We start from the raw sequence: 18,597 nt of genomic DNA, 5'->3' as shown, positions 1-18,597 counted from the left end.
GATATAGTCTATAATATACAAAGTTAGCATTTTAAACTGAAAAATTTAGGACTAAAGAAGGAGATGCCTGATCCATGATCAATATATCCCCGAAACGGCAGCAGCAGCTGAATTACATCAAGTTGACCGAGCAGGATATGGAAATTCTGGCGCAACACCGTCCCGTATTCGAGAAAGTCGTCGAAGAGGTGGTGAACCGTTTTTACGCCCATATTGCGACGGAGCCGGAGCTGATGGAGATCATCGGCAGATTCACCACCATCGATAGATTAAAAGAAACGCAAAGGGAGTACTGGCTGTCGCTGGCCGAAGGCAGGATCGACGATGCGTATTTGGAGAGACGGGTCGCGATCGGCCTTGTGCATTCCCGCGTCGGGCTCGGCGTCGAATATTATCTCGGCAGTTATATGACTTATCTGGACATCGCGACGGATTTGCTCCGGCAAGCCGTGCCGGATCAATGGACCAAGGTCGTTTTTTCGCTCAGCAAAATGTTCAATCTCGACTCCCAGCTGGTGCTTGAAGCGTACGAGATGAAAGAAAAAGAGAAGCTGAAAGATTTGGCGGACGAAAAAGAGCATGTGCTGCAGGCGGTGACCGAAGTCGTGCAGCAGCTCACCGGCATGATTGCGGAGCTGAACGAAAGCGCCGGACAGATCGCGGTGACCGCGCAGGTAACGGCCGATTCCCAGGAGACGGCTCACGCGCTGATGGACGAGCTGCACGAGGACGTGCAGCAGATCGAAAGCATGGGCGCCTTGATCAAAGCGATCTCCGACCAGACGCATTTGCTGGGGCTCAATGCCGCGATCGAAGCCGCGCACGCCGGGGACATGGGCAGAGGTTTCGCGGTGGTCGCGGGCGAGGTGCGCAAGCTGGCGGCGCATTCGCGGGAAGCGCTCGAGCAGATCCAGGATAAGGTATCGGGCATTATGGAACGGCTGAGCCGCGTCCAGGCGGAAACGGAAAAAACGACGGTTCATGCCAGGGAACAGGCGAGCAGCTCGCAAGAACTGGCATCGTTTGTGAACGTGATCGAAAAGCTGACGCAGGATCTGGCGGAAATCCAGAAACGAAGCCAAAGCTGACCTGGAACGGATTGTTTAATCTTCCATTTTCCTGCAAAATAAATCGTATATTCGCTCCACCATTCTAGTATAATAGAGTATGGCATCATGAGGATGAGGCAGACGATACATTAAAAGCGTTTCGGCAATCCGTCGTTTGGGGTGATTGAATGGCTTCGATCCATGATGTGGCTAAGGAAGCAGGGGTATCGGTTGCAACCGTATCCAAAGTAATAAACCATTACCCGGATGTCAGCGAAAAAACGAGAAAAAAAGTGAAACATGCGATTGCGCGGCTTCGTTACCGTCCCAATGTCATTGCGAGAGGCCTCGTCACCGGCAGATCCTGGACCGTCGGGGTCCTCATTCACGTTCCTTTTACGAACCCGTACGTATCGATGCTGCTGGAAGGAATCAAAACGGCGCTGGAACATAGCGGGTATGATTTGATGCGTTTGTCCGCGCGGCTGAACGATCCGGACTATTCCTTCATCGACCATTGCCAAAGCCGGAATTTGGACGGGGTTGTCGTCTTCGGCGTGGAAAAGGACCACCGCAGCATCCAGGAACTGATTCAGTCCGGCATTCCGACGATGTTCGTGGACACGGACGCCACCGGTCTCCGGGCGGGCAATATTACGACGGACAACCGGAACGGCATCCGGATGGCGGTCAGGCATCTGTTCGAGCTGGGACATCGCCGGATCGCTTATTTGGCGGGCGTTTCCGGCCAGGACGTCAACGAATTGCGTTTGGCGGGATACCGGGAAGGGCTGGAGGTTTTTTCGCTTCCCTATCGGGCCGATTATGTCGCGGACGGCGACTATTCCTACGACAGCGGCATCCGCGGAATGAATATGCTGTTGGATCTGGCCCAGCCTCCGACGGCGGTCATCTGCACCTCCGACATGGCGGCCTTTGGGGCGATCCGGGCGGTCGAAGCGCGGGGGTTATCCGTTCCCGGCGATATTTCCGTCGTCGGTTTCGATAATATTTTCGAAGCGGAGCTGTTTAAACCCAGGCTGACGACCATCAACCAAAATATTCATGCCATCGGCGTCAAATCGATCGAAGCGCTGATCGCCATGATCAAACATCCCGGAGATCCGCCGCCGGTCTTGACGGAACCGTCCAGCTTGATCGTCCGCGAATCGACGGGGAAAGCGAAGGATGCATAATGCATGGAAGGAAGAACATGCCTCGAGGAGGGCTCGGGAGCATGTTCTTTTTTAATGCGAAATTTCCACATCCGGGCACCATTCATTATAATAGGGTACAACCGGAAAAACGGCTGCTGCAAGCAGCGGGAGGGCTGACTGATGAATCAAAAAAAAGTGCTGGTTGCAGACGACGAGGAAAGCATCCGCAGCGCTATCGTATATGCATTGAAACGAGAAGGGTTTGAGGTCGCAACGGCGGCGGATGGGGAGGAGGCCCTGCAAAAGGTCGCTTCGTTCCGCCCCGATCTGCTCGTCCTGGACGTCATGATGCCCAAACTGAACGGCTACGAGGTATGCAGGAGGCTGGAACATGAGAAAGGGCTTGGCATCCTATTGCTGACGGTGAAAAACGATATCGTCGACAAAGTGCTCGGACTCGAGCTTGGCGCCGACGATTTCATGAGCAAACCGTTCGATATCCGCGAGCTCGTCGCCCGCGCCAAATCGATCGTCCGCCGGCTGGACAAAGGAAGCGACGGGACGTCTTCGCCCGACTCGGAGGTTTACCGTCTCGAAGGCTTGAAGGTCGATACGGTCCGGCGAACGGCGGAGATGAACGGCGAACCGATGGATTTGACCCCGAAAGAATTCGACCTGCTGGCGCTTTTGGTGTCCCATGCCGGGCGTGTGTACACCCGCGAGGATTTGCTCGATCTCGTATGGGGAATGGCGTATTTCGGCGGTACGCGTACCGTGGACATCCATATTCAGCGCCTGCGCAAAAAGCTTGGGGACGCCCATTATTTGCTGCAAACGGTGTACGGGATCGGGTATAAGGCAATGGAGAAATAAGCGGAACGGGGGACGGACAAAAAAATAAGCAACCTCGCTTCCGGCGTAGACCGAAGCCAAGGTTGCTTATTGCCGTTTATTCCAGCAAGTCACGGATAGCCGCTTCGGCCCGCAGCATACGGATCATGACCGTGACGGCTTCCGCCCGCGTGACGTTATTGTTCGGAGCGAACCGGTCTTGGCCTTAAAACCAAACATCACACAAACTTGCGGTGCAGCTTTTTGCCGTCGTACGAAAACATCACCTTTTTATCTTCGATCACCGTCTCGAGATGCACCGTGCGTCCCCACAGCTGGTACACGTAGGGCATCGTCCGTTCCATGTATTTCAGGTCGAGTTCGGTGCCTTCGTATTCATGCCGGATGACCATTTCCCCGTTGCGCATGTAGTCCCCGTCGGACACGACCAGGTACGGGTTGCCGCCGTTGACCCTGGAGACGACGAGCTGGTCGCGGACGCGTTCCCAGGCTTTGTCGGTAATTTTCCATTCCGGGCCTTTTTTCTCGAATACGTATAAGTCCAAATCCTCGGTCAGTTCTTTCGTCAAATAGTTGCGGATAAAGGAAATATCGGAATCGAACTCGCGTACCTCGAATATTTTTTGGCGCCCCTGACCGGGCTTGCGTCCGGCAAGCTCCTGCTCTTCCCGGGTCGGGTGATCCCAGCGCCGCTCGATATCCTCGAAAATTTTCAGCCCCAAATAATACGGGTTCAGGCTGTTGCGCGACGGCTGCACGACGGAGGCATTCAGTTTGGCGAATTCGATCGTTTCCTCGCTCGTCAGGTCCAGCTCCCGGATGATGCGCTGATGCCAATACGAAGCCCAGCCTTCGTTCATGATTTTCGTTTCGATTTGCGGCCAAAAATACAGCATTTCCTCGCGCAGCATGCTCATGATGTCCCGCTGCCAGTCCTCCAGCACTTCGGAAAACTCCTGGATGAACCACATGATGTCTTTTTCCGGTTCGGGCGGGAAACGGCGCGGGCCGGGTTCGCCTTTTTCTTTGTTTCTGGGCTCATCCAGGCTCCACAGATCGTCGTATTCGCTGGTTTTCGGCTCGCGTTTGGCCGATTCCTTTTGTTCTTTGATTTTGTATTCCATGTATTGCTGCTTATCGAAATGCTGCGGTTTGATGAGCTGAGGATCGACATGCTCCTGGATGCTCAGGACGGCGTCGATGAAATTTTCAACGGCTTCGGTGCCGTAGTCCATTTCATAGCGGCTGATCCGTTCGGCCGTGGCCGACATGCTCTCCACCATGTTGCGGTTGGAAGCGGAGAAGCGGTAGTTGTTTTTGAAAAAATCGCAGTGGGCGAGGACGTGCGCGACGATCAGCTTGTTTTGGATCAGGGAATTGCCGTCGAGCAAAAACGCGTAGCAGGGGTTGGAGTTGATGACCAGCTCGTAAATTTTGCTGAGCCCGAAGTCGTATTGCATCTTCATTTTGTTGAAGGTTTTGCCGAAGCTCCAGTGCGAGAAACGGGTCGGCATGCCGTAGGCGCCGAAGGTATAAATAATGTCTGCCGGGCAGATTTCGTAACGCATCGGATAATAATCCAGGCCAAAACCGTCGGCAATTTCCATGATTTCGCGGATGGCATATTCGAGTTGTTTGATTTCATCGCTCATGAGTAAATAGCTCCTTCCCAGTGTCCAGAAGAACGCCGGTAAGCGCCGAACGGGTTAAAGTCATGATGTTACAGCTTTACGGGATGGATGCTGCGATTAGCGCCGGGGGCGGTTCTCCTTGAAAATCCTCCAGTACATTGTATGCAGCGGATGTGCGATTTAATAATGCAACGATGGACGATTGTCCTGGATATGAAATTTGATCTAACCATTCTCTAAGCGTTACGTAAGGGAACATTCCGACCCGGGGTTCCTCGGACGATTTATGTTATAATTCAGTTACTGATGGGTTCAGCAACCGGAATTTTGCGATCCGCTCTGAAGCGGATCTAAAACATGACAAAGTTTAGCCAGAGATGAATCGAATGGGTGAAATTTGGATCACTTTAAGCCATTTGTACGGATTGAATACGAAGGAGATTTGAGACTTATGTCGAATCCGGATGAGAAGAAGCTGCACACATATCAAGATTGGTTGACATGGGACGGGGCATGGGAACTAATTAACGGCAAGGCGTATAATCTGTCGGAGGCTCCGACAGCCCTCCACCAGTTTGTTGTAAGGGAGCTGCATTTCGCGCTGCGGACGCACTTGCAGAACCAGAGCTGTTATGTGTTTGTTGCTCCGTTCGACGTGTTCTTTAGTGAGAGCAATTCATATGATGTGCCTGATCATGTAACGCAGCCGGATTTGTCGGTGGTCTGCTCCAAGCATCAGATTTCCAAAAACGGTTGTCATGGCGCGCCGACGATGATTATCGAAGTGTTGTCGCCATCAACTGCACTGAAGGATTTCAATGAGAAATTCAATCTTTATCAGAGATACGGAGTCCAGGAATATTGGATCGTCGATCCCGGCAATCGCACGGTTCATGTCAATATGCTGCAGGATGGCTTATACCAGGTGCGAAACTTATATACAGAGCAGGATGACGTATGGTCGAACATCTTCAAGGATTTTCAGATATCGCTCAGCAAGTTGTTTAACTTGGAAGCCTAATATAGAGAGAGCCGATTCCAGCTGGAGTCGGCATTTTTTGTTCCGAAAATTGAAGCACGGTTCTGCCTGAAAAATCAGTACATTGTATGCAGCGGATGTGCGATTTAATCATGCGAGCCTGGGTTCGGCTTGGCTTCTATAAGCAGCTTCTTCCAAATCAACAGGGCAGCGACGGCCCAAACCACGATGGTCACGATCCCGCTTTCTCCGGCGACATAGGACCAGCCCGCGGATTTTACGAAAAACAACTGCTCCAGCCAGCTGCGCGACAAATTGATGATCATGTGAATGACGACGGCCGGCCATACGCTTTGGCTCCGCCAGCGAACCCAGCCCATGAAAACCGACAAAGGAAAAATCATGACCGAAAACAGCAAAATATTGATCCAGACGTTCCCGTCCTCGTTATAGCCGTTCAGATAAAAAGGATAATGGAAGCAGGTCCACACGGCTGCGGTGATCAGGATCGATTTTTTGATGCCGAATGCTTTGGTCAGTCGGGGCTGCAAATACCCGCGCCAGCCGATTTCCTCCCCGAAGGAAAAAATGAACATCATGATCAGCATGATCGGCGCCCAGGAGTTCCGCGTGATATACCCTACTATTGGGGAACGGTAAAATGGGCCGCGCCTTTGGCGAGAAATTCGGCGGAAGGCAGGTCCACGATGCCGAATGCCCAAGCGCCGAGAAAACCGACGGTAATCGGAACGATCGACAGCAGTGCAGCCGCGTACCATTTCAGCCCGCCGATTTTGGCGATGCCGAGCAGCTTCAAGGCTTCCTTTCGTCCGGGCAGGACGATGAGCAGCAACATGACGGTAATCAGGGGCGCGAGCTGGCTGATGGCAACCAAGGCCGTTATTTTCGATAAATTGGCAAGCAGCGTCAGTAACAGCACGAGGATGCTAAAGGCCGCACCGGAGAAAGCAAATGATTTGTTCATAGGAAATTCGTTCCTTTCTGGATGTGTTGGACCCATTGTAGAAGACGATTATCAAGAATTTATAAAGACGCTGGATTTGGATCGGAATTTTTTTCGAATCCCGTTCTCCGGCTTTTTAGAATTTGGAAAATTTTCAAATATGGTTTGGCTGCCTGCCGTACGCCCCGTGCTACAATAAAATTGAAAATGCTTCATTTTTATTTTTTTGAGGTTCATCCATTTCTTGAAATGAGGTGGCGCGTCTTGGACTGGAATGACCGTAAAACGAAAGCGGCAGGGGAAGTTCAGCAGCACACGACCGAAGAAAGGCATGAACATTTGTCCGCGCGGGAAGGCATGATCGAATCGGCCGTCGACGAATTCGCCAAAAACGGCGGGTTCAACGATTTGCCCGGCAAAGGAAAGCCGATCAAAATCGAAGAAGGGGACGTGCTGACGTCCATCCTGAAGAACGCCAATGTTCAGCCGCCCTGGATCGAGCTCCGGAAGGAAATCGCCGCGGATTTGAAGCGGGTCGCAGACCGGAAGCCGCCGGTGGCGGAGATGGAAGCCGAGCTTGAAGCCATCAATCAGAAGATCCGGAAATACAACCGGCTGGTCCCGAATTCCCTTTTGCAAAAAGGGCTCGTATCGGCCGCAAACGTTGAATCGGCTTGCGAGAAATGGGTTTAACCCGGCGTCCACGGCTGAACGATCTAGGAGGTAACATGTATTCCATTCAAGAAATCAGACAGCAGTTCCAAAAAGGCCGTAAGCTGAAATACGTTTTTTTCTGGGGTCATCAGCCCGCAGCGGACCGCAGCATCACCAAAAGCTGTTTCAGCCAGTGGTGGCCCTGCAGATTCACCGAGGACGGCGTCACGTACACCAGCGCCGAACATTATATGATGGCCGGGAAGGCGAGGCTTTTTGGGGACGAAGAGATGCTGGAGCATATTTTGGCGGCAAAACACCCGAAACAGGCAAAAGACTTGGGCCGGAAGGTGAGAGGTTTTGATCCGAAAGTATGGGATGAGGAAGGCTACCGCATCGTCGTACGCGGCAACCTGGCGAAATTTTCACAAAACGAGGAATTGGGGCGGTTTTTGCTTGGTACCGGAACGCGGGTGCTCGTTGAAGCCAGTCCCGTCGACCGCATCTGGGGAGTGGGGCTTGCAGCCGATGACGAGCGGATCGAAAATCCGCTGCTGTGGCAAGGAAACAACCTGCTCGGATTTGCTCTGATGGAGGTCCGGGACCGGTTGCGGGCCGATGCCGACGGAAAGGGACACGGGGCAATTCTATCATAGTTAATCGTAAACAAAAAAAAGACGTTGCCCGGCTGCAATGTGGTCATAGCCCCGTCAAGTAGACAATAAAAAAAGAGAAATTTTCATTAAGCGGCGACTTTTTCCCGAAATTCAATCGGGGAGAGGTCGCCGAGTTTGTTTTGGAAACGTTCCTTGTTGTAAAACGAAATGTACTCCGTAATTTGGACCCTTGCTTCCTCTAAATTTTGAGGCTTCTCCAGATACAACTTTTCGGTTTTAAGATGAGAAAAGAACGACTCGACACAAGCGTTGTCAAAGCAGTTCCCACGTCGGGAATGGCTCCCTGTGAGTCCTTTCTCTTCCAGCAGTCTGGCATAGCTTTGTGTCGTGTATTGAAAACCTTGGTCTGAATGGAGTAAGGCAGGTCCACACTGGAGTCTCTTCACGGTATCCGTGACCAGTTTTAAATCATTGCGCTCGGAGAGTTCCCAGGACACAATTTCGTTGTTGTACAAATCCATGACAACCGAGAGGTAGGCAAACTCATGTCCGATCCGGACATAGGTAATATCAGTCACGAGCTTCTTCTGAGCAGCCCCGGACGTGAAATCCCGATTTAAGACATTACGAAACAGCACGGACGGTTTTCGGCCAGCAAATGGACGTTTTTTGCGAATCACGGAACGAATATGAAGTTCTCTCATCAAGCGTCGAACTTTCTTGTGATTCACCACAAACCCTTCTTTAGCTAGAGCCGTGCGCATCCGTTTGTAGCCGAAATACGGACGAAGTCGATGAATGCTCAGGATATGTGCCTTTAGATCTGCATCTTGATCTGCCCGTTTCACTCTGAGGACAATATTCTTCTTCCATTTGTAGTAGCCTGCACGTGAAATTTCAGCGATTCTGCACAGCCAAGTCACGGGAGCCCACTTGCTTACTTCTCGAATGGACTGGCACCGGGCTTCGAAATCCAACTTCCCTCCCCGTGCAAATTCGGATTGAGCTTTTTTAGATATTCTACCTGCGCTTTCAAATACGCATTTTCTTCTTCTGCGCTACTAAAATGCTTCTTCGTCCAACGTCCTCGGTAATCCTTAAAGCTCTCTCCGTTTTGGCTTTTACGAACCCAAGTGATGATTTGGGTCTCACTCTTGATTCCGAATTTCTCCATGATTTGACTGTACGTCCAGCCTTCTTCGACTCGCAGACGGACGGCTTCTTTCTTTGTTTCTTCACTATATCGATTAAAGGTTTGCCCTTTCTTCGCTGGCATACAAAAATCCCCTCCGGTTTCCAGTGTTTGAGTTCATTGTAACATGATCTCTTTTTTCACTGTCTACCATGAGGGGATGATACCAATGACTGCATGCCGGCAGCGTCTTTTTATGATCCATCCGTCGTCTTAACCTTCAGTTCAGCGCGGCCTCCTGTTTGCGGAAAAACGTCCGCAGCGCCTGGTACACCTCGCCTTTTTCTTTGATGACATAATACATGAACTGATCCAGTTTAATATTGCGGTATGCCGACATCAGCGTGCTGCTGCGATTGTATTGGTTGACTTCGCCGTAACCGAACATGTTGCTGACTTTGAGCAGCTCCCCGATCAAGCGCACGCAGCGTTCGTTGTCCGAGGTCAGGTTGTCGCCGTCGGAAAAATGGAACGGATAAATGTTGTACTTGGACGGCGGGTAACGCCGGTCGATGATTTCAAGCGCTTTTTGGTACGCGGACGAGCAAATGGTGCCGCCGCTTTCCCCCCTCGTGAAAAAATCCTCCTCGGTAACTTCCTTCGCTTCCGTATGATGCGCCACAAACACGATGTCCACCTTTTCGTACTGCCGCCGCAAAAAACGGGTCATCCAGAAAAAGAAGCTGCGCGCGCAATATTTTTCGAACGAACCCATGCTGCCCGACGTGTCCATCATGGCGATGATGACGGCGCTGGAGTGGGGCACCACGACATCCTCCCATGTTTTGTACCGCAGGTCGTCCGGACTGATGTGGTGGATGCCCGGCGTGCCGGACGTGGCGTTGCGGCGCAAATTTTCGAGAATGGTCCGCTTTTTGTCGATGTTGGACTGCATGCCTTTTTTGCGGATGTCGTTGAAGGTGATCGATTCGGTCTCCACGTCCTGCTGCTCCTTCGGTTTCATGAACGGGAGTTCCATTTCCTCGAACAGCATATTTTCCAGGTCTTCCATGCTGACCTCGGCTTCCACGATATCGTATCCCGGCTGGTCTCCGGCTTTTTCGCCCTGTCCGGGCTTTTGCGCCGGATCCCGTCCCAGCACATCCCCTACCTGGCTGTCTCCGTCTCCTTGGCCGACATGCTTCTGCTTTTGGAAGTTATAAATAAAACGGTATTCGTCCAGACTCCGGATGGGCACCTTGATAATCTGTTTACCGTCCGACATGATAATGCTTTCTTCCGTAATGAGATCGGGCAGGTTCTGTTTAATCATTTCCTTCACTTTTTCCTGATGCCGGACTTGATCCTGGTATCCTTTGCGGTGCAGCGACCAGTCCTCCTTGGATACGACAAACAGCGAATGATCGTCAGATGGCATTGTTCAGCACCTCCCATATGCGCGTACTCGGTTAAACGAATAAGCCATTATTAATCAAGTATATTCACGCGCGGGGATGATATGTGATACGGACAAAAGCAAATTCGCAAGTTCAAGCCATTGCAAAAAAATCCGTATTCAGGATAATTCCCGAACTTTTCGACTCTTTATGACAAATATTTCAAAAATCTTGTAGTATAATGCAATTGTCCTATGATTTAGGACGGATCGTTGCATGTCTAGCATGACCAATTACATAGCTTTTGAGGGGGTGTGCTCCAGATCATTCACGTGGGCAAGCAGTCCCGTAGGATAAGAGAAGATCAAGGTAGATTGATGACGGAGACGGTTGTTGGACAAGTGAAAAATGTGATTGATAGGGAGTGTAATGGATGAAAAAAATCGCGCCATTATGTTTGGCAGGAGCTTTGTTGTTAGGTGCCGGTTGGTTCATGGGCGGCAATACGGCCGCAGCGGCTTCCTCGACGGGGAATATCGAAGTGTTGTTAAACGCCAAAAAAATTCAATTTCCGGATGCGAAACCGTATCAGGATGCGCAGGGGAGCGTCATGGTCCCGATCCGCTTCGTGTCCGAAGCTTTGGGAGCCGAGGTAGGCTGGCAAAAGGTGAACGGCCAAATGACCGTGTCGGTGAATAACGAAAAACATAACGTCCGGATGACGGTCGGGCAAAAGGTGGCCAAAGTGGACGGACAGGATAAATCCTACGGCACCAAAATCGAGCTGAAGCAAAACCGGACGTTCGTTCCGCTGCGGCTGGTGAGCGAGGGACTGGGGCAGCCGGTGGAGTGGGACAAGATCGGAAGATGGGTGTGGATTGGGGAGAAGAAGGCCCCGACGCTGGAGGAGTTAGGGTTGAAGCCGGTGAGTATAGAGCCGTATAGGAAGTGGTTTGAGAAAAATCAGTTTCTTCTGAAAAATTCGGAAGGTCAACCGTATAATAAAGCATTAATTTTTAAGATAAATAACCTTCCAACCACATTTGTTCGAGATATATACAGCGTTGAACTCTACACTGATCCAAATACAAAGCTGCAGTATCTTAAAATTAGGGCAAAAACCAAATCTGGAGCGGGTGATATATTTTATCTAACGAAAAAGAAAGATATACGTTACAGGAATCCAATTGATTCTCTAACCATCAATAACGGGGATGGTACCAAATACTGTTTTTACAAAATATGGTCTCGTTCTGACAAAACCCTTGATGGCATTGTAGATGATAAGCAACTGAGTATAAAGGATATTGAATATATAGGCTTTAGTTATGGCGCTCCAGATTATATTCCATTGATGATTAACCCATGGAGAGGTAATTAAAATCCATGGTACGAAGACTGAAGCGTTTCTTTACAATGTATTTGGCTGGGTTACTTCTTTTTCTCCAGATCCCTCTTGTTCCTTTTCAAGTAAATGAAGCATATGCAGCGACCGAAATTACTCCACTAGGATACCATAAGGAAAGTAATTATCGGTATTTCGTTGGCATGATGTATTACGAAATGTGGAAAAGAACAGATGGGACTTGGACAGATGGGGGGCGACAACCGAATAAAGGAATGCATGGTGAGGCGACCTTCACATATAAATTTCAATTCCCTAATCGGAAGATAAAAAACGTTGAGGCTCGGATTTATAGATATCCTGGTGATCCGGCAGTTTATTTTGAAGACTCTAGATCAGATTCATATACAGAATACCAAAGTGCAATAAGCACAGGTACTACAGATGCAGATATTAAACCATTCAGCAAACAAGGAGTGGGAACAGACACGACAACTATCCCAATCACAGTTAATATACTCCTTAATGCTGCAAAACCCAAAGACGTCAAAAGCGAACAGTGCCCAACCTGTGCTCCCGAAGTTGAAGCATACCGGATTTTTGTCCCCATGCTCTTCAAAATCGAACTCGCCTCCCAACTCAACGTTAAATACTTCACGACCGACGCGAAGCCGCTAAACGTTTTTACGCCGCGGATCAATGAAGAGATGGTCGTAGGGAAGGATTATTCCTTCACGCCGCCAACGCATCCGGATTACGAATACGTTGGATTTAAAAAATCAACGACTGACGCTTCGCCAGGCGGCAATATCACGCCGGGGAATCCGTATTCCTTTACTTACGACGGCTCCTTTGAAAAGTACACGCTGTTTATGTATTACAAAAAGAAGGACGGAACCGACAACGGCTGCCCTCCCGGCCAAACCTGCGAACCGCCGCCGCCGGGACCAACCTGCACGACTCCTGCTCCCGCCCAGACGGTGAACGGGAAAACGATGGACCCGAACGTGTCCGCGGTCATTAAAGCCGACAGCAGGGGTAGCGAGAAGTTCGACGTGCTGCAGGGGATTCCGACCTCCGAGAGCTTGTACGGGAACGTGAAAGCGAAGGAGTATTTATACCAAAATGCCTTCACCCAGATGAAAGGCGTCTGCACGTTTGAGGTCAAGGTGAAAAAAACGTACATCCTGGAATGGGACCCGGGCAAAACAGTGCCGAACCCCGACGGGAAAGGCACCCATGAAGAACCCGACCCGCAGCGCGAAACCGAAGACAGGGAGTACACCTACACGATTCAGCGCCCGTATTCTTTTTGGAAAATCGACAATCTCGAAGTTTATGATATCGATCGGGCCACGCTGACCAACTATGCCTGGGATACGGTGACCATTCAGCCGGCCGGCTATCATCCGCCGGAATATGCTGCAACCCGGGACGGGAACTACTTCCCGCCGGACCCGCCCGGGACGCTGACCGCTCCCTCGGAAACGAAGTCGGGAGGCAAAACGAAACCTAGCGTGCCGAACGAGCAGGGTGCTTTTCAAGGCATGGCGGAGCAGGCGGTGAAGAAGGTAGAGGTCCGGAACGATTCATTGGTGTTCAAAGGCCAGACGATCATGAGCGGCGCGCGCACCCAGGAAAACGGTCCGACACCTAGCCGGATTCCGGAGCCGACGATGATTAACGACAACGTTTTGTACAGTCCGGGACATGTGATCAGCAAAACGAAAACGAACAAAAACAGCCAGCCCAGCACGGGCGAAATCTTTTACAACCTGATGGACGGCAGCATCAACGGGGGTTCGAACCGCTCCTTCCCGATCTTAGGCATCAACCCGGTGACGGTGCATACGCCGGTCGTCATTTACGCTTCCACGACGGATGATCGGGCGCATAACCAAAAAACGAATCCGGCCGCCGGCCGCAACGCGACCATTTTGGACCGGCCGTTTACGATTTACATGCCGACCGGCGGGCAGCACCGCAACATTCCGGGATACGGCAACCGGGACTACGCCAAATACATCCGGGACAAGCAGGTCAAGTTTCCGTTTGATGTGTATACCGCCGATCAAAGCCGGTTTATTCCGAAAAACACCTGGGTTTCGATTCCGGTCATGCAAACGGCGGAGACGTTTTTTTTGCCGGTGTGGGTGGACGAAGGCTTTTACGACATCCAGTTTCGCACCATCGCGGAAAACGCTCCTCCGGACTATACCGCCGAATCGCACGCCAACCTGAATTTGGCCCATCATGCGGCCACGGACGTCATCCCGGTGGACGTGATCGGCAGGCTGTATGATTTCCATGTGACCGATATCGCCGATTATAACTGGGAAAAGGTGTTCCGCACCCAATCCGGCAGCGCGAATCCAACCGGGGTGTCCTACTGGGTCGGCCAAAACCTGATCGACGGGGAGCCGCGCGGCAATAAAGCGGTGTATACGCTGCCGATAAGGCCGGGAAGCCATCCGCTGCAAGGTTACAAAAACGTATCGGTCAAAACCGGCTACCATTTCAAATTCGATTTCAAAACGAAAGGCAACATGTTCGGGCCGCTCGACGGCATCCGGATCACGCCCAGCTTTTATTTCGTCCGGAAGGACGGCAAAGCCGTCAACGCCAAAGGCGACACCCGCATTCCGGTAGACCTTTATTACAACACCAGCAAAAACAACTTCGTCAAAATCGGCTCGGCGCAGGACCAGGTCAAGCGCTACGTCATCCTGAACGACCGCCTGCGGAACGTACCGGCCACGGAGCTCCGCGATACCGCCGGCTACAAATACGGGCATTACGGACAAGCCGGCAGCATGGGCAAAAACGAATATATCCAAACCTATATCCAGTCCTTTACGAAGCAAAAAACGCCCGTCGGCAGCTACAGCCTGCTCATTTTGCCTGAACAGCTCCGGACGTTCCTCAGGCTGCAAGGAAGCATCCCGGCGTCCGTCGATCCGGACCGCGCCCATGTTTCCGTGCAAAAATGGTATGGGGAGTACTCCCTGCCGGCCGAACTGTTCGTGGTGGAAGCGGGATTGAACGTGGCCGAATACGGGCGCACGCACGGCGGGCTGGACAGCAAGTCTCCTATTTTTCTCAAAAACGGGTATATCATCGTGAATTTCAACATCGAATCGATCCAGCAGGGGAACTTGAAAAATCCCCATCTGCAATACATTCATGCCCCGCTGATGAACCAGTGGCAGCTTGAAGGTTATAACCGGAGCATCCAGGATGCTTACGGCCATCGCTTTGCGCTGAAAGACGGCGATATTCTCTTTTACCATGCGGACAAATCGAGCCGGGACGACTTCAGCTCCCAGGTTCCGCATTAAACAGGCAAGGAAACGGAGGCAAATCCGAAGGTTTTATGGCAACGTCTACGGGTTTGCCCCGGCCTCCGGCCTAAACTTTGGGCTTTCGCGTGACCGGCCCTAACCTCGCAACGTTTGCGTTGTTTTAGGAGTAAGGGAGAGTTTGATCCAAAGGAGGAGGACCGCTTGAATCATGAAATCATCGTTGAAGCCACGCTGGAGTTGAAGGACGTGCAGGAGGTAAACCTCTTTTTTACGAGGACGTCCAGGTTGATGCTGGCTGTCGTGTTTTTTCTGATGGTCATCGGGATTGTCCTTTTGGTCGACGAGAACCGGACCGGCATGGAGTTTATGATCGCGTTCCTGCTGGATGTTTTGCTCAGCGTCATTTTATGGTTCGCGTACGGGTGGAGCATTCGCCGGAAATCCGTAAAGGCGTTTTTCAGCGACCGGTTGATGCGGCAGCGCCATACGTTCGCGTTTTCGGAGTCGGGCTTTCGATACGCATCCGAATCGGAATCGGCCAAGGTCCGCTGGAGCGATATTTATGAGGTGCGCGAATCCCGGAATTTGTTTTTGATTCTGCTGTCGACGAGCCGGACGTTCATCGTGCCGAAGGATGGTTTTGCGACGGAACAGGATCGGGTCCAGTTCAGGGGAATCGTGGAATCGAACGTCAAAACCAGCCGGTTTCATTGGCGGAGGGAAGCGACAAACAGCAAAAGTTAAAGCGTTTAAATTCACGCCGTCTCATGCCGTCGTTTTTTGCTTGGAAAAGCAAAAGTTAAAGCGTTTAAATTCAAGCCGTATCATGCCGTCGTTTTTTTCTTGGAAAATAATGGTGTACAGCCTCCCGAAAGAAGCATACGATTTTTAGCCGGCGGTTTGCCTGTTCCATCGGGGGGCTCATAAGTACGTCATGTACGGAAAAAGAGGTGCGAAAAAGAAGCGGGTCCCGGAAGCCCTTAAAATGAAATTTGCAATGCCGCCTTTCGCCAAAGCAAGAGCGTACCCGGCAGGAAATGACTGTAAATACAACTGAATTTTCAGCATAAGTTGTACGTACCATTTTTTCGCGCGAGTTGGTATAATATCCATTAACGATGAGAAAATGACCATCCTTGCCGCTTCACACGCCCGGTAAAAGAAAGGTGGTTGTCCATTGAGAAAAAAACGGAATCGTCTGTTGACTCAATTTCTTGCCTCTTATCTTCTCGTTCTTTTATTCCCTGTCTCCATCATCCTCGTTTATTATTATCCGCATTCAACCGAAGTCGTGAAGCAGCAGGATACGGATTGGAATACCCATATTACGGAACAATTGATGACTTCGATGGATACCTTGATGCGATACGTTTACCGCTTGCCTTCCGAACTCGTGCAAAACCGCGAAATCAAAATGTACGACAACAGCGACTACGGCCGGGTCCTGATTGCGAATGAAATGCGCAAATACAACGCCACGGACGGTTTGATCGACAATACCTTGCTGTACATCGAAAGCAGCGGTTATTTGTTCGCTAAAACAGGAAGCGCTTACAAGGAAGAGGATTTCGATAAGCCGGGCATCGGCTATTATTACGAAACCTGGCCGCGCCGGGAAATGTTCGAGACGCTGCGGCATTTGAAAGCGCCGATGGTCCGTCCGGTCGAGGACGTCATCATCCCGGGCAGCAATCGCGTCCGCATGTTGACTTTTGCTTTCCCTTTGCCGGTCGGCGGATACGATCCGCCGGGCGCGGTGCTGATCATGGTCCGCGAAGACACGGTGATACGTATGATTCAATCCCTTTCCGAGAAGTATACGGGCCGATTCTTTATCTTTGACGAGCAGGGCCGCCAGCTGCTGGCTTCGGAGAAAACGGATAACGCCGCATCGGATGGGGTTCGCCGCCTCATGCCGGAACTGAAGGAGGGTTCGGAAGGAGCCGGCATTTACCGGGTGAACGGCAAATCTTACATCGTATCGCACACGTTGTCGGGAACCAACGGCTGGCATTATGTAAGCATGCTGCCGGTTACCGATACGCTGCACGGCATTCGGACGATTCAGCGCAACACGGTGCTTTTGATCGGGCTCATGCTGCTCCTCGAATGGCTGGTGATTTATATTTCGATCCGCAAAAATTACCATCCGATCAAAAGGCTCGTCGATCTGGCGGTACATATTTTCGAGCCTGCCGACCGCAAGCCGCTCGGCGAAATCGAAACGATCCGCTATGCGCTTGGCGAGCTTGCATCGGCGAATCATACGCTGGATGCGAAAGTGAAGCAGACGATTCCGATCATCCGGGAAAATCTGCTGTTCGAGCTCGTCAGCGGCCGGGCGTCCGATTGGAAGACGTTTTGCCTCGAAGCGGAGGCTTACGGCATCGCCTTTCCGCATCCGGCCATGGCCGTTGCGGTATTGTCCATTGAAGCAGGCGGTGGAGCAGAAGGATCGGATGCCGGCGGGCAGGCGTTCGCGGGGGCGGCGAACCTGCTCCGGCAGATCGAAAAGCGGCCAAAGGAGGGACTTCAATGCTATTTTTTCAAAAGCATTTACAATCAGGAAATGATCTTTATCGGTTCCTTTGCGCCTGATTTTGCGATCAAAGCATATCTTGATGACGTGCGGAAAGAGCTGGAGGCCGAAACCGGGGGCCGCGTGTTTATCGGGGCCGGCATACCGGGCAAGCTCGAATCGGTCGAAGCGGTTCACGTATCGTATTTGCAGGCGGTGCGCGCATCCGAGCAATTGCGCTTCCGCCGCGAACGCCAGGTGCTTTTTTTCGGCGAGATGGAAGCCCCGAAGGCAGGAACGGTATCTTACTTCGCCGAACTGCTGCAATCGTTGGAGCTGTCGATATTAAAAAACGACGCCGCTTCGGTTCAATCCATCGTGGAGCGGTTGGTGGCCGGCATGGGCAGCGAAGGGGCGCCGCCGCATGTCGTGCGGAGCGTCTATTTGAATACGGTCAGCGTCATCCTGAACGGCTTGCACCGGTTCAGCCATGATGATGCCAACCTGCTCCGGCTGACGGATGCGGCATTTCGGCACCGTTATACGTTCGAACAAATGGCGGGCATCGTCAGGGAGAGCTGCGGCAAGCTGTGCGACATGATCCAAAGCACGCTGCCGTCCTCCCGCAAAGTTTCGCGGGACGAAATCGTCTGCTTTATCGAGCGAAAGGGGATGGAGCCCGATTTTTCGCTGCAGCTGATCGCCGACTATTTTCAGATGTCGCCTTCGAATTTCAGCCATTATTTCAAAAAGACTTTCGGTCAGAACTTCAAGGAATATATCGACTTGCAGCGCATTCAGCAATCGGTGCGGCTGCTGCGCGAGACGAATCAGACGCTGGATGAAATATCGCGCAAGACGGGATTTTCCAATACGTCGAGTTTCATACGTTCATTCAAAAAAATCGTGGGTACGACGCCGGGACAATACCGGGAAACGCATAAGGCGGTGTGAAGGGGCATCCATACGGCGGCTACAGGAAACATTGAAGGTCGATTCG

General features: G+C 51.5%; 15 protein-coding genes and 1 pseudogene. 10 read left to right on the top strand and 6 right to left on the bottom strand.

From position 1 onward, the window contains the following. Positions 1 to 74 precede the first annotated feature (74 nt). The 3 genes from KI367_RS14550 (at position 75) to KI367_RS14540 (ending at position 3,079) form a co-directional block, all read left to right on the top strand. Positions 75 to 1,088: a globin-coupled sensor protein gene (locus KI367_RS14550; RefSeq protein ID WP_212950514.1), complete on the top strand. Its 1,014-nt coding sequence runs from the start codon at positions 75 to 77 to the stop codon at positions 1,086 to 1,088. Positions 1,089 to 1,237: 149 nt separating this feature from the next. Beyond that, positions 1,238 to 2,245, top strand: a complete 1,008-nt coding sequence (locus tag KI367_RS14545) for a LacI family DNA-binding transcriptional regulator (RefSeq protein WP_036714951.1) — start codon at positions 1,238 to 1,240, stop codon at positions 2,243 to 2,245. A 141-nt stretch (positions 2,246 to 2,386) separates the two neighbouring features. Then, positions 2,387 to 3,079 (top strand): response regulator transcription factor, encoded by a 693-nt coding sequence (locus tag KI367_RS14540; RefSeq protein WP_212950512.1) that lies wholly within the window; start codon positions 2,387 to 2,389, stop codon positions 3,077 to 3,079. Positions 3,080 to 3,155: 76 nt separating this feature from the next. Here the strand turns inward: KI367_RS14540 and KI367_RS27605 are convergent. Beyond that, positions 3,156 to 3,260, bottom strand: a pseudogene (locus tag KI367_RS27605) (hypothetical protein); the annotation flags it as partial. Positions 3,261 to 3,276: 16 nt separating this feature from the next. Next, entirely contained in the window at positions 3,277 to 4,710 is a 1,434-nt protein-coding gene (locus KI367_RS14535; RefSeq protein WP_212950510.1) for a SpoVR family protein, read from the bottom strand. Positions 4,711 to 5,140: 430 nt separating this feature from the next. Here KI367_RS14535 and KI367_RS14530 point away from each other — a divergent pair, with 430 nt between their 5' ends. After that, positions 5,141 to 5,710, top strand: a complete 570-nt coding sequence (locus tag KI367_RS14530) for a Uma2 family endonuclease (RefSeq protein ID WP_212950509.1) — start codon at positions 5,141 to 5,143, stop codon at positions 5,708 to 5,710. Positions 5,711 to 5,814: 104 nt separating this feature from the next. Here the strand turns inward: KI367_RS14530 and KI367_RS14525 are convergent, their stop codons facing one another. Beyond that, positions 5,815 to 6,276 carry a CPBP family intramembrane glutamic endopeptidase gene (locus tag KI367_RS14525; protein WP_212950507.1) on the bottom strand — a complete coding sequence of 154 codons (462 nt, stop codon included), beginning with the start codon at positions 6,274 to 6,276 and terminating at the stop codon, positions 5,815 to 5,817. 35 nt (positions 6,277 to 6,311) lie between these two features. Beyond that, positions 6,312 to 6,653: a hypothetical protein gene (locus KI367_RS14520; protein ID WP_212950505.1), complete on the bottom strand. Its 342-nt coding sequence runs from the start codon at positions 6,651 to 6,653 to the stop codon at positions 6,312 to 6,314. A 243-nt stretch (positions 6,654 to 6,896) separates the two neighbouring features. On the opposite strand from KI367_RS14520, the gene KI367_RS14515 reads away from it, so the two are divergent. Together KI367_RS14515 and ybiA are read left to right on the top strand one after the other, a co-directional pair. Further along, complete coding sequence (locus KI367_RS14515; RefSeq protein ID WP_246536933.1) at positions 6,897 to 7,325, top strand: DnaJ family domain-containing protein; 429 nt, start codon at positions 6,897 to 6,899, stop codon at positions 7,323 to 7,325. Between the two features lie 35 nt (positions 7,326 to 7,360). Further along, positions 7,361 to 7,942, top strand: coding sequence for a riboflavin biosynthesis intermediates N-glycosidase (ybiA, locus tag KI367_RS14510; protein ID WP_212950502.1), 582 nt, complete (start codon positions 7,361 to 7,363; stop codon positions 7,940 to 7,942). Positions 7,943 to 8,028: 86 nt separating this feature from the next. On the opposite strand, the gene KI367_RS14505 is transcribed toward ybiA, so the two are convergent. Next, positions 8,029 to 9,179 (bottom strand): IS3 family transposase gene (locus KI367_RS14505; protein ID WP_212950500.1). Its coding sequence is split into 2 segments (ribosomal slippage): positions 8,029 to 8,918 and positions 8,918 to 9,179, totalling 1,152 coding nucleotides; the frame shifts between segments, so codons are not numbered across the junction. Between the two features lie 136 nt (positions 9,180 to 9,315). Further along, positions 9,316 to 10,473, bottom strand: a complete 1,158-nt coding sequence (gene yhbH / locus KI367_RS14500; RefSeq protein WP_036711815.1) for a sporulation protein YhbH — start codon at positions 10,471 to 10,473, stop codon at positions 9,316 to 9,318. A gap of 392 nt (positions 10,474 to 10,865) precedes the next feature. On the opposite strand from yhbH, the gene KI367_RS14495 reads away from it, so the two are divergent. From KI367_RS14495 to KI367_RS14480, 4 genes are all read left to right on the top strand, one after another. After that, positions 10,866 to 11,813: a copper amine oxidase N-terminal domain-containing protein gene (locus tag KI367_RS14495; protein ID WP_212950499.1), complete on the top strand. Its 948-nt coding sequence runs from the start codon at positions 10,866 to 10,868 to the stop codon at positions 11,811 to 11,813. A 5-nt stretch (positions 11,814 to 11,818) separates the two neighbouring features. Further along, complete coding sequence (locus KI367_RS14490) at positions 11,819 to 15,115, top strand: DUF5704 domain-containing protein (RefSeq protein WP_212950497.1); 3,297 nt, start codon at positions 11,819 to 11,821, stop codon at positions 15,113 to 15,115. A gap of 165 nt (positions 15,116 to 15,280) precedes the next feature. Continuing rightward, the gene (locus tag KI367_RS14485; RefSeq protein WP_212950496.1) at positions 15,281 to 15,823 is read left to right on the top strand and encodes a YcxB family protein; all 543 of its coding nucleotides are present in this window, start codon (positions 15,281 to 15,283) and stop codon (positions 15,821 to 15,823) included. Positions 15,824 to 16,256: 433 nt separating this feature from the next. Beyond that, positions 16,257 to 18,551 carry an AraC family transcriptional regulator gene (locus KI367_RS14480; protein WP_212950494.1) on the top strand — a complete coding sequence of 765 codons (2,295 nt, stop codon included), beginning with the start codon at positions 16,257 to 16,259 and terminating at the stop codon, positions 18,549 to 18,551. Positions 18,552 to 18,597: the final 46 nt, after the last annotated feature.

Source organism: Paenibacillus cookii, from assembly GCF_018333375.1.
In the GTDB taxonomy this organism is placed as follows: domain Bacteria; phylum Bacillota; class Bacilli; order Paenibacillales; family Paenibacillaceae; genus Paenibacillus_AQ; species Paenibacillus_AQ cookii.
The sequence above is the reverse complement of the archived record's forward strand: the minus strand, read 5'-3'. Positions and strand labels throughout refer to the sequence as shown.

Excerpts from the sequence above, each read along its gene's own strand:
- KI367_RS14550 (WP_212950514.1), top strand. The coding sequence starts at position 75 with ATGATCAATATATCCCCGAAACGGCAGCAGCAGCTGAATTACATCAAG.
- KI367_RS14545 (WP_036714951.1), top strand. The coding sequence starts at position 1,238 with ATGGCTTCGATCCATGATGTGGCTAAGGAAGCAGGGGTATCGGTTGCA.
- KI367_RS14540 (WP_212950512.1), top strand. The coding sequence starts at position 2,387 with ATGAATCAAAAAAAAGTGCTGGTTGCAGACGACGAGGAAAGCATCCGC.
- KI367_RS14535 (WP_212950510.1), bottom strand. The coding sequence starts at position 4,710 with ATGAGCGATGAAATCAAACAACTCGAATATGCCATCCGCGAAATCATG.
- KI367_RS14530 (WP_212950509.1), top strand. The coding sequence starts at position 5,141 with ATGTCGAATCCGGATGAGAAGAAGCTGCACACATATCAAGATTGGTTG.
- KI367_RS14525 (WP_212950507.1), bottom strand. The coding sequence starts at position 6,276 with ATGCTGATCATGATGTTCATTTTTTCCTTCGGGGAGGAAATCGGCTGG.
- KI367_RS14520 (WP_212950505.1), bottom strand. The coding sequence starts at position 6,653 with ATGAACAAATCATTTGCTTTCTCCGGTGCGGCCTTTAGCATCCTCGTG.
- ybiA (WP_212950502.1), top strand. The coding sequence starts at position 7,361 with ATGTATTCCATTCAAGAAATCAGACAGCAGTTCCAAAAAGGCCGTAAG.
- yhbH (WP_036711815.1), bottom strand. The coding sequence starts at position 10,473 with ATGCCATCTGACGATCATTCGCTGTTTGTCGTATCCAAGGAGGACTGG.
- KI367_RS14495 (WP_212950499.1), top strand. The coding sequence starts at position 10,866 with ATGAAAAAAATCGCGCCATTATGTTTGGCAGGAGCTTTGTTGTTAGGT.
- KI367_RS14490 (WP_212950497.1), top strand. The coding sequence starts at position 11,819 with ATGGTACGAAGACTGAAGCGTTTCTTTACAATGTATTTGGCTGGGTTA.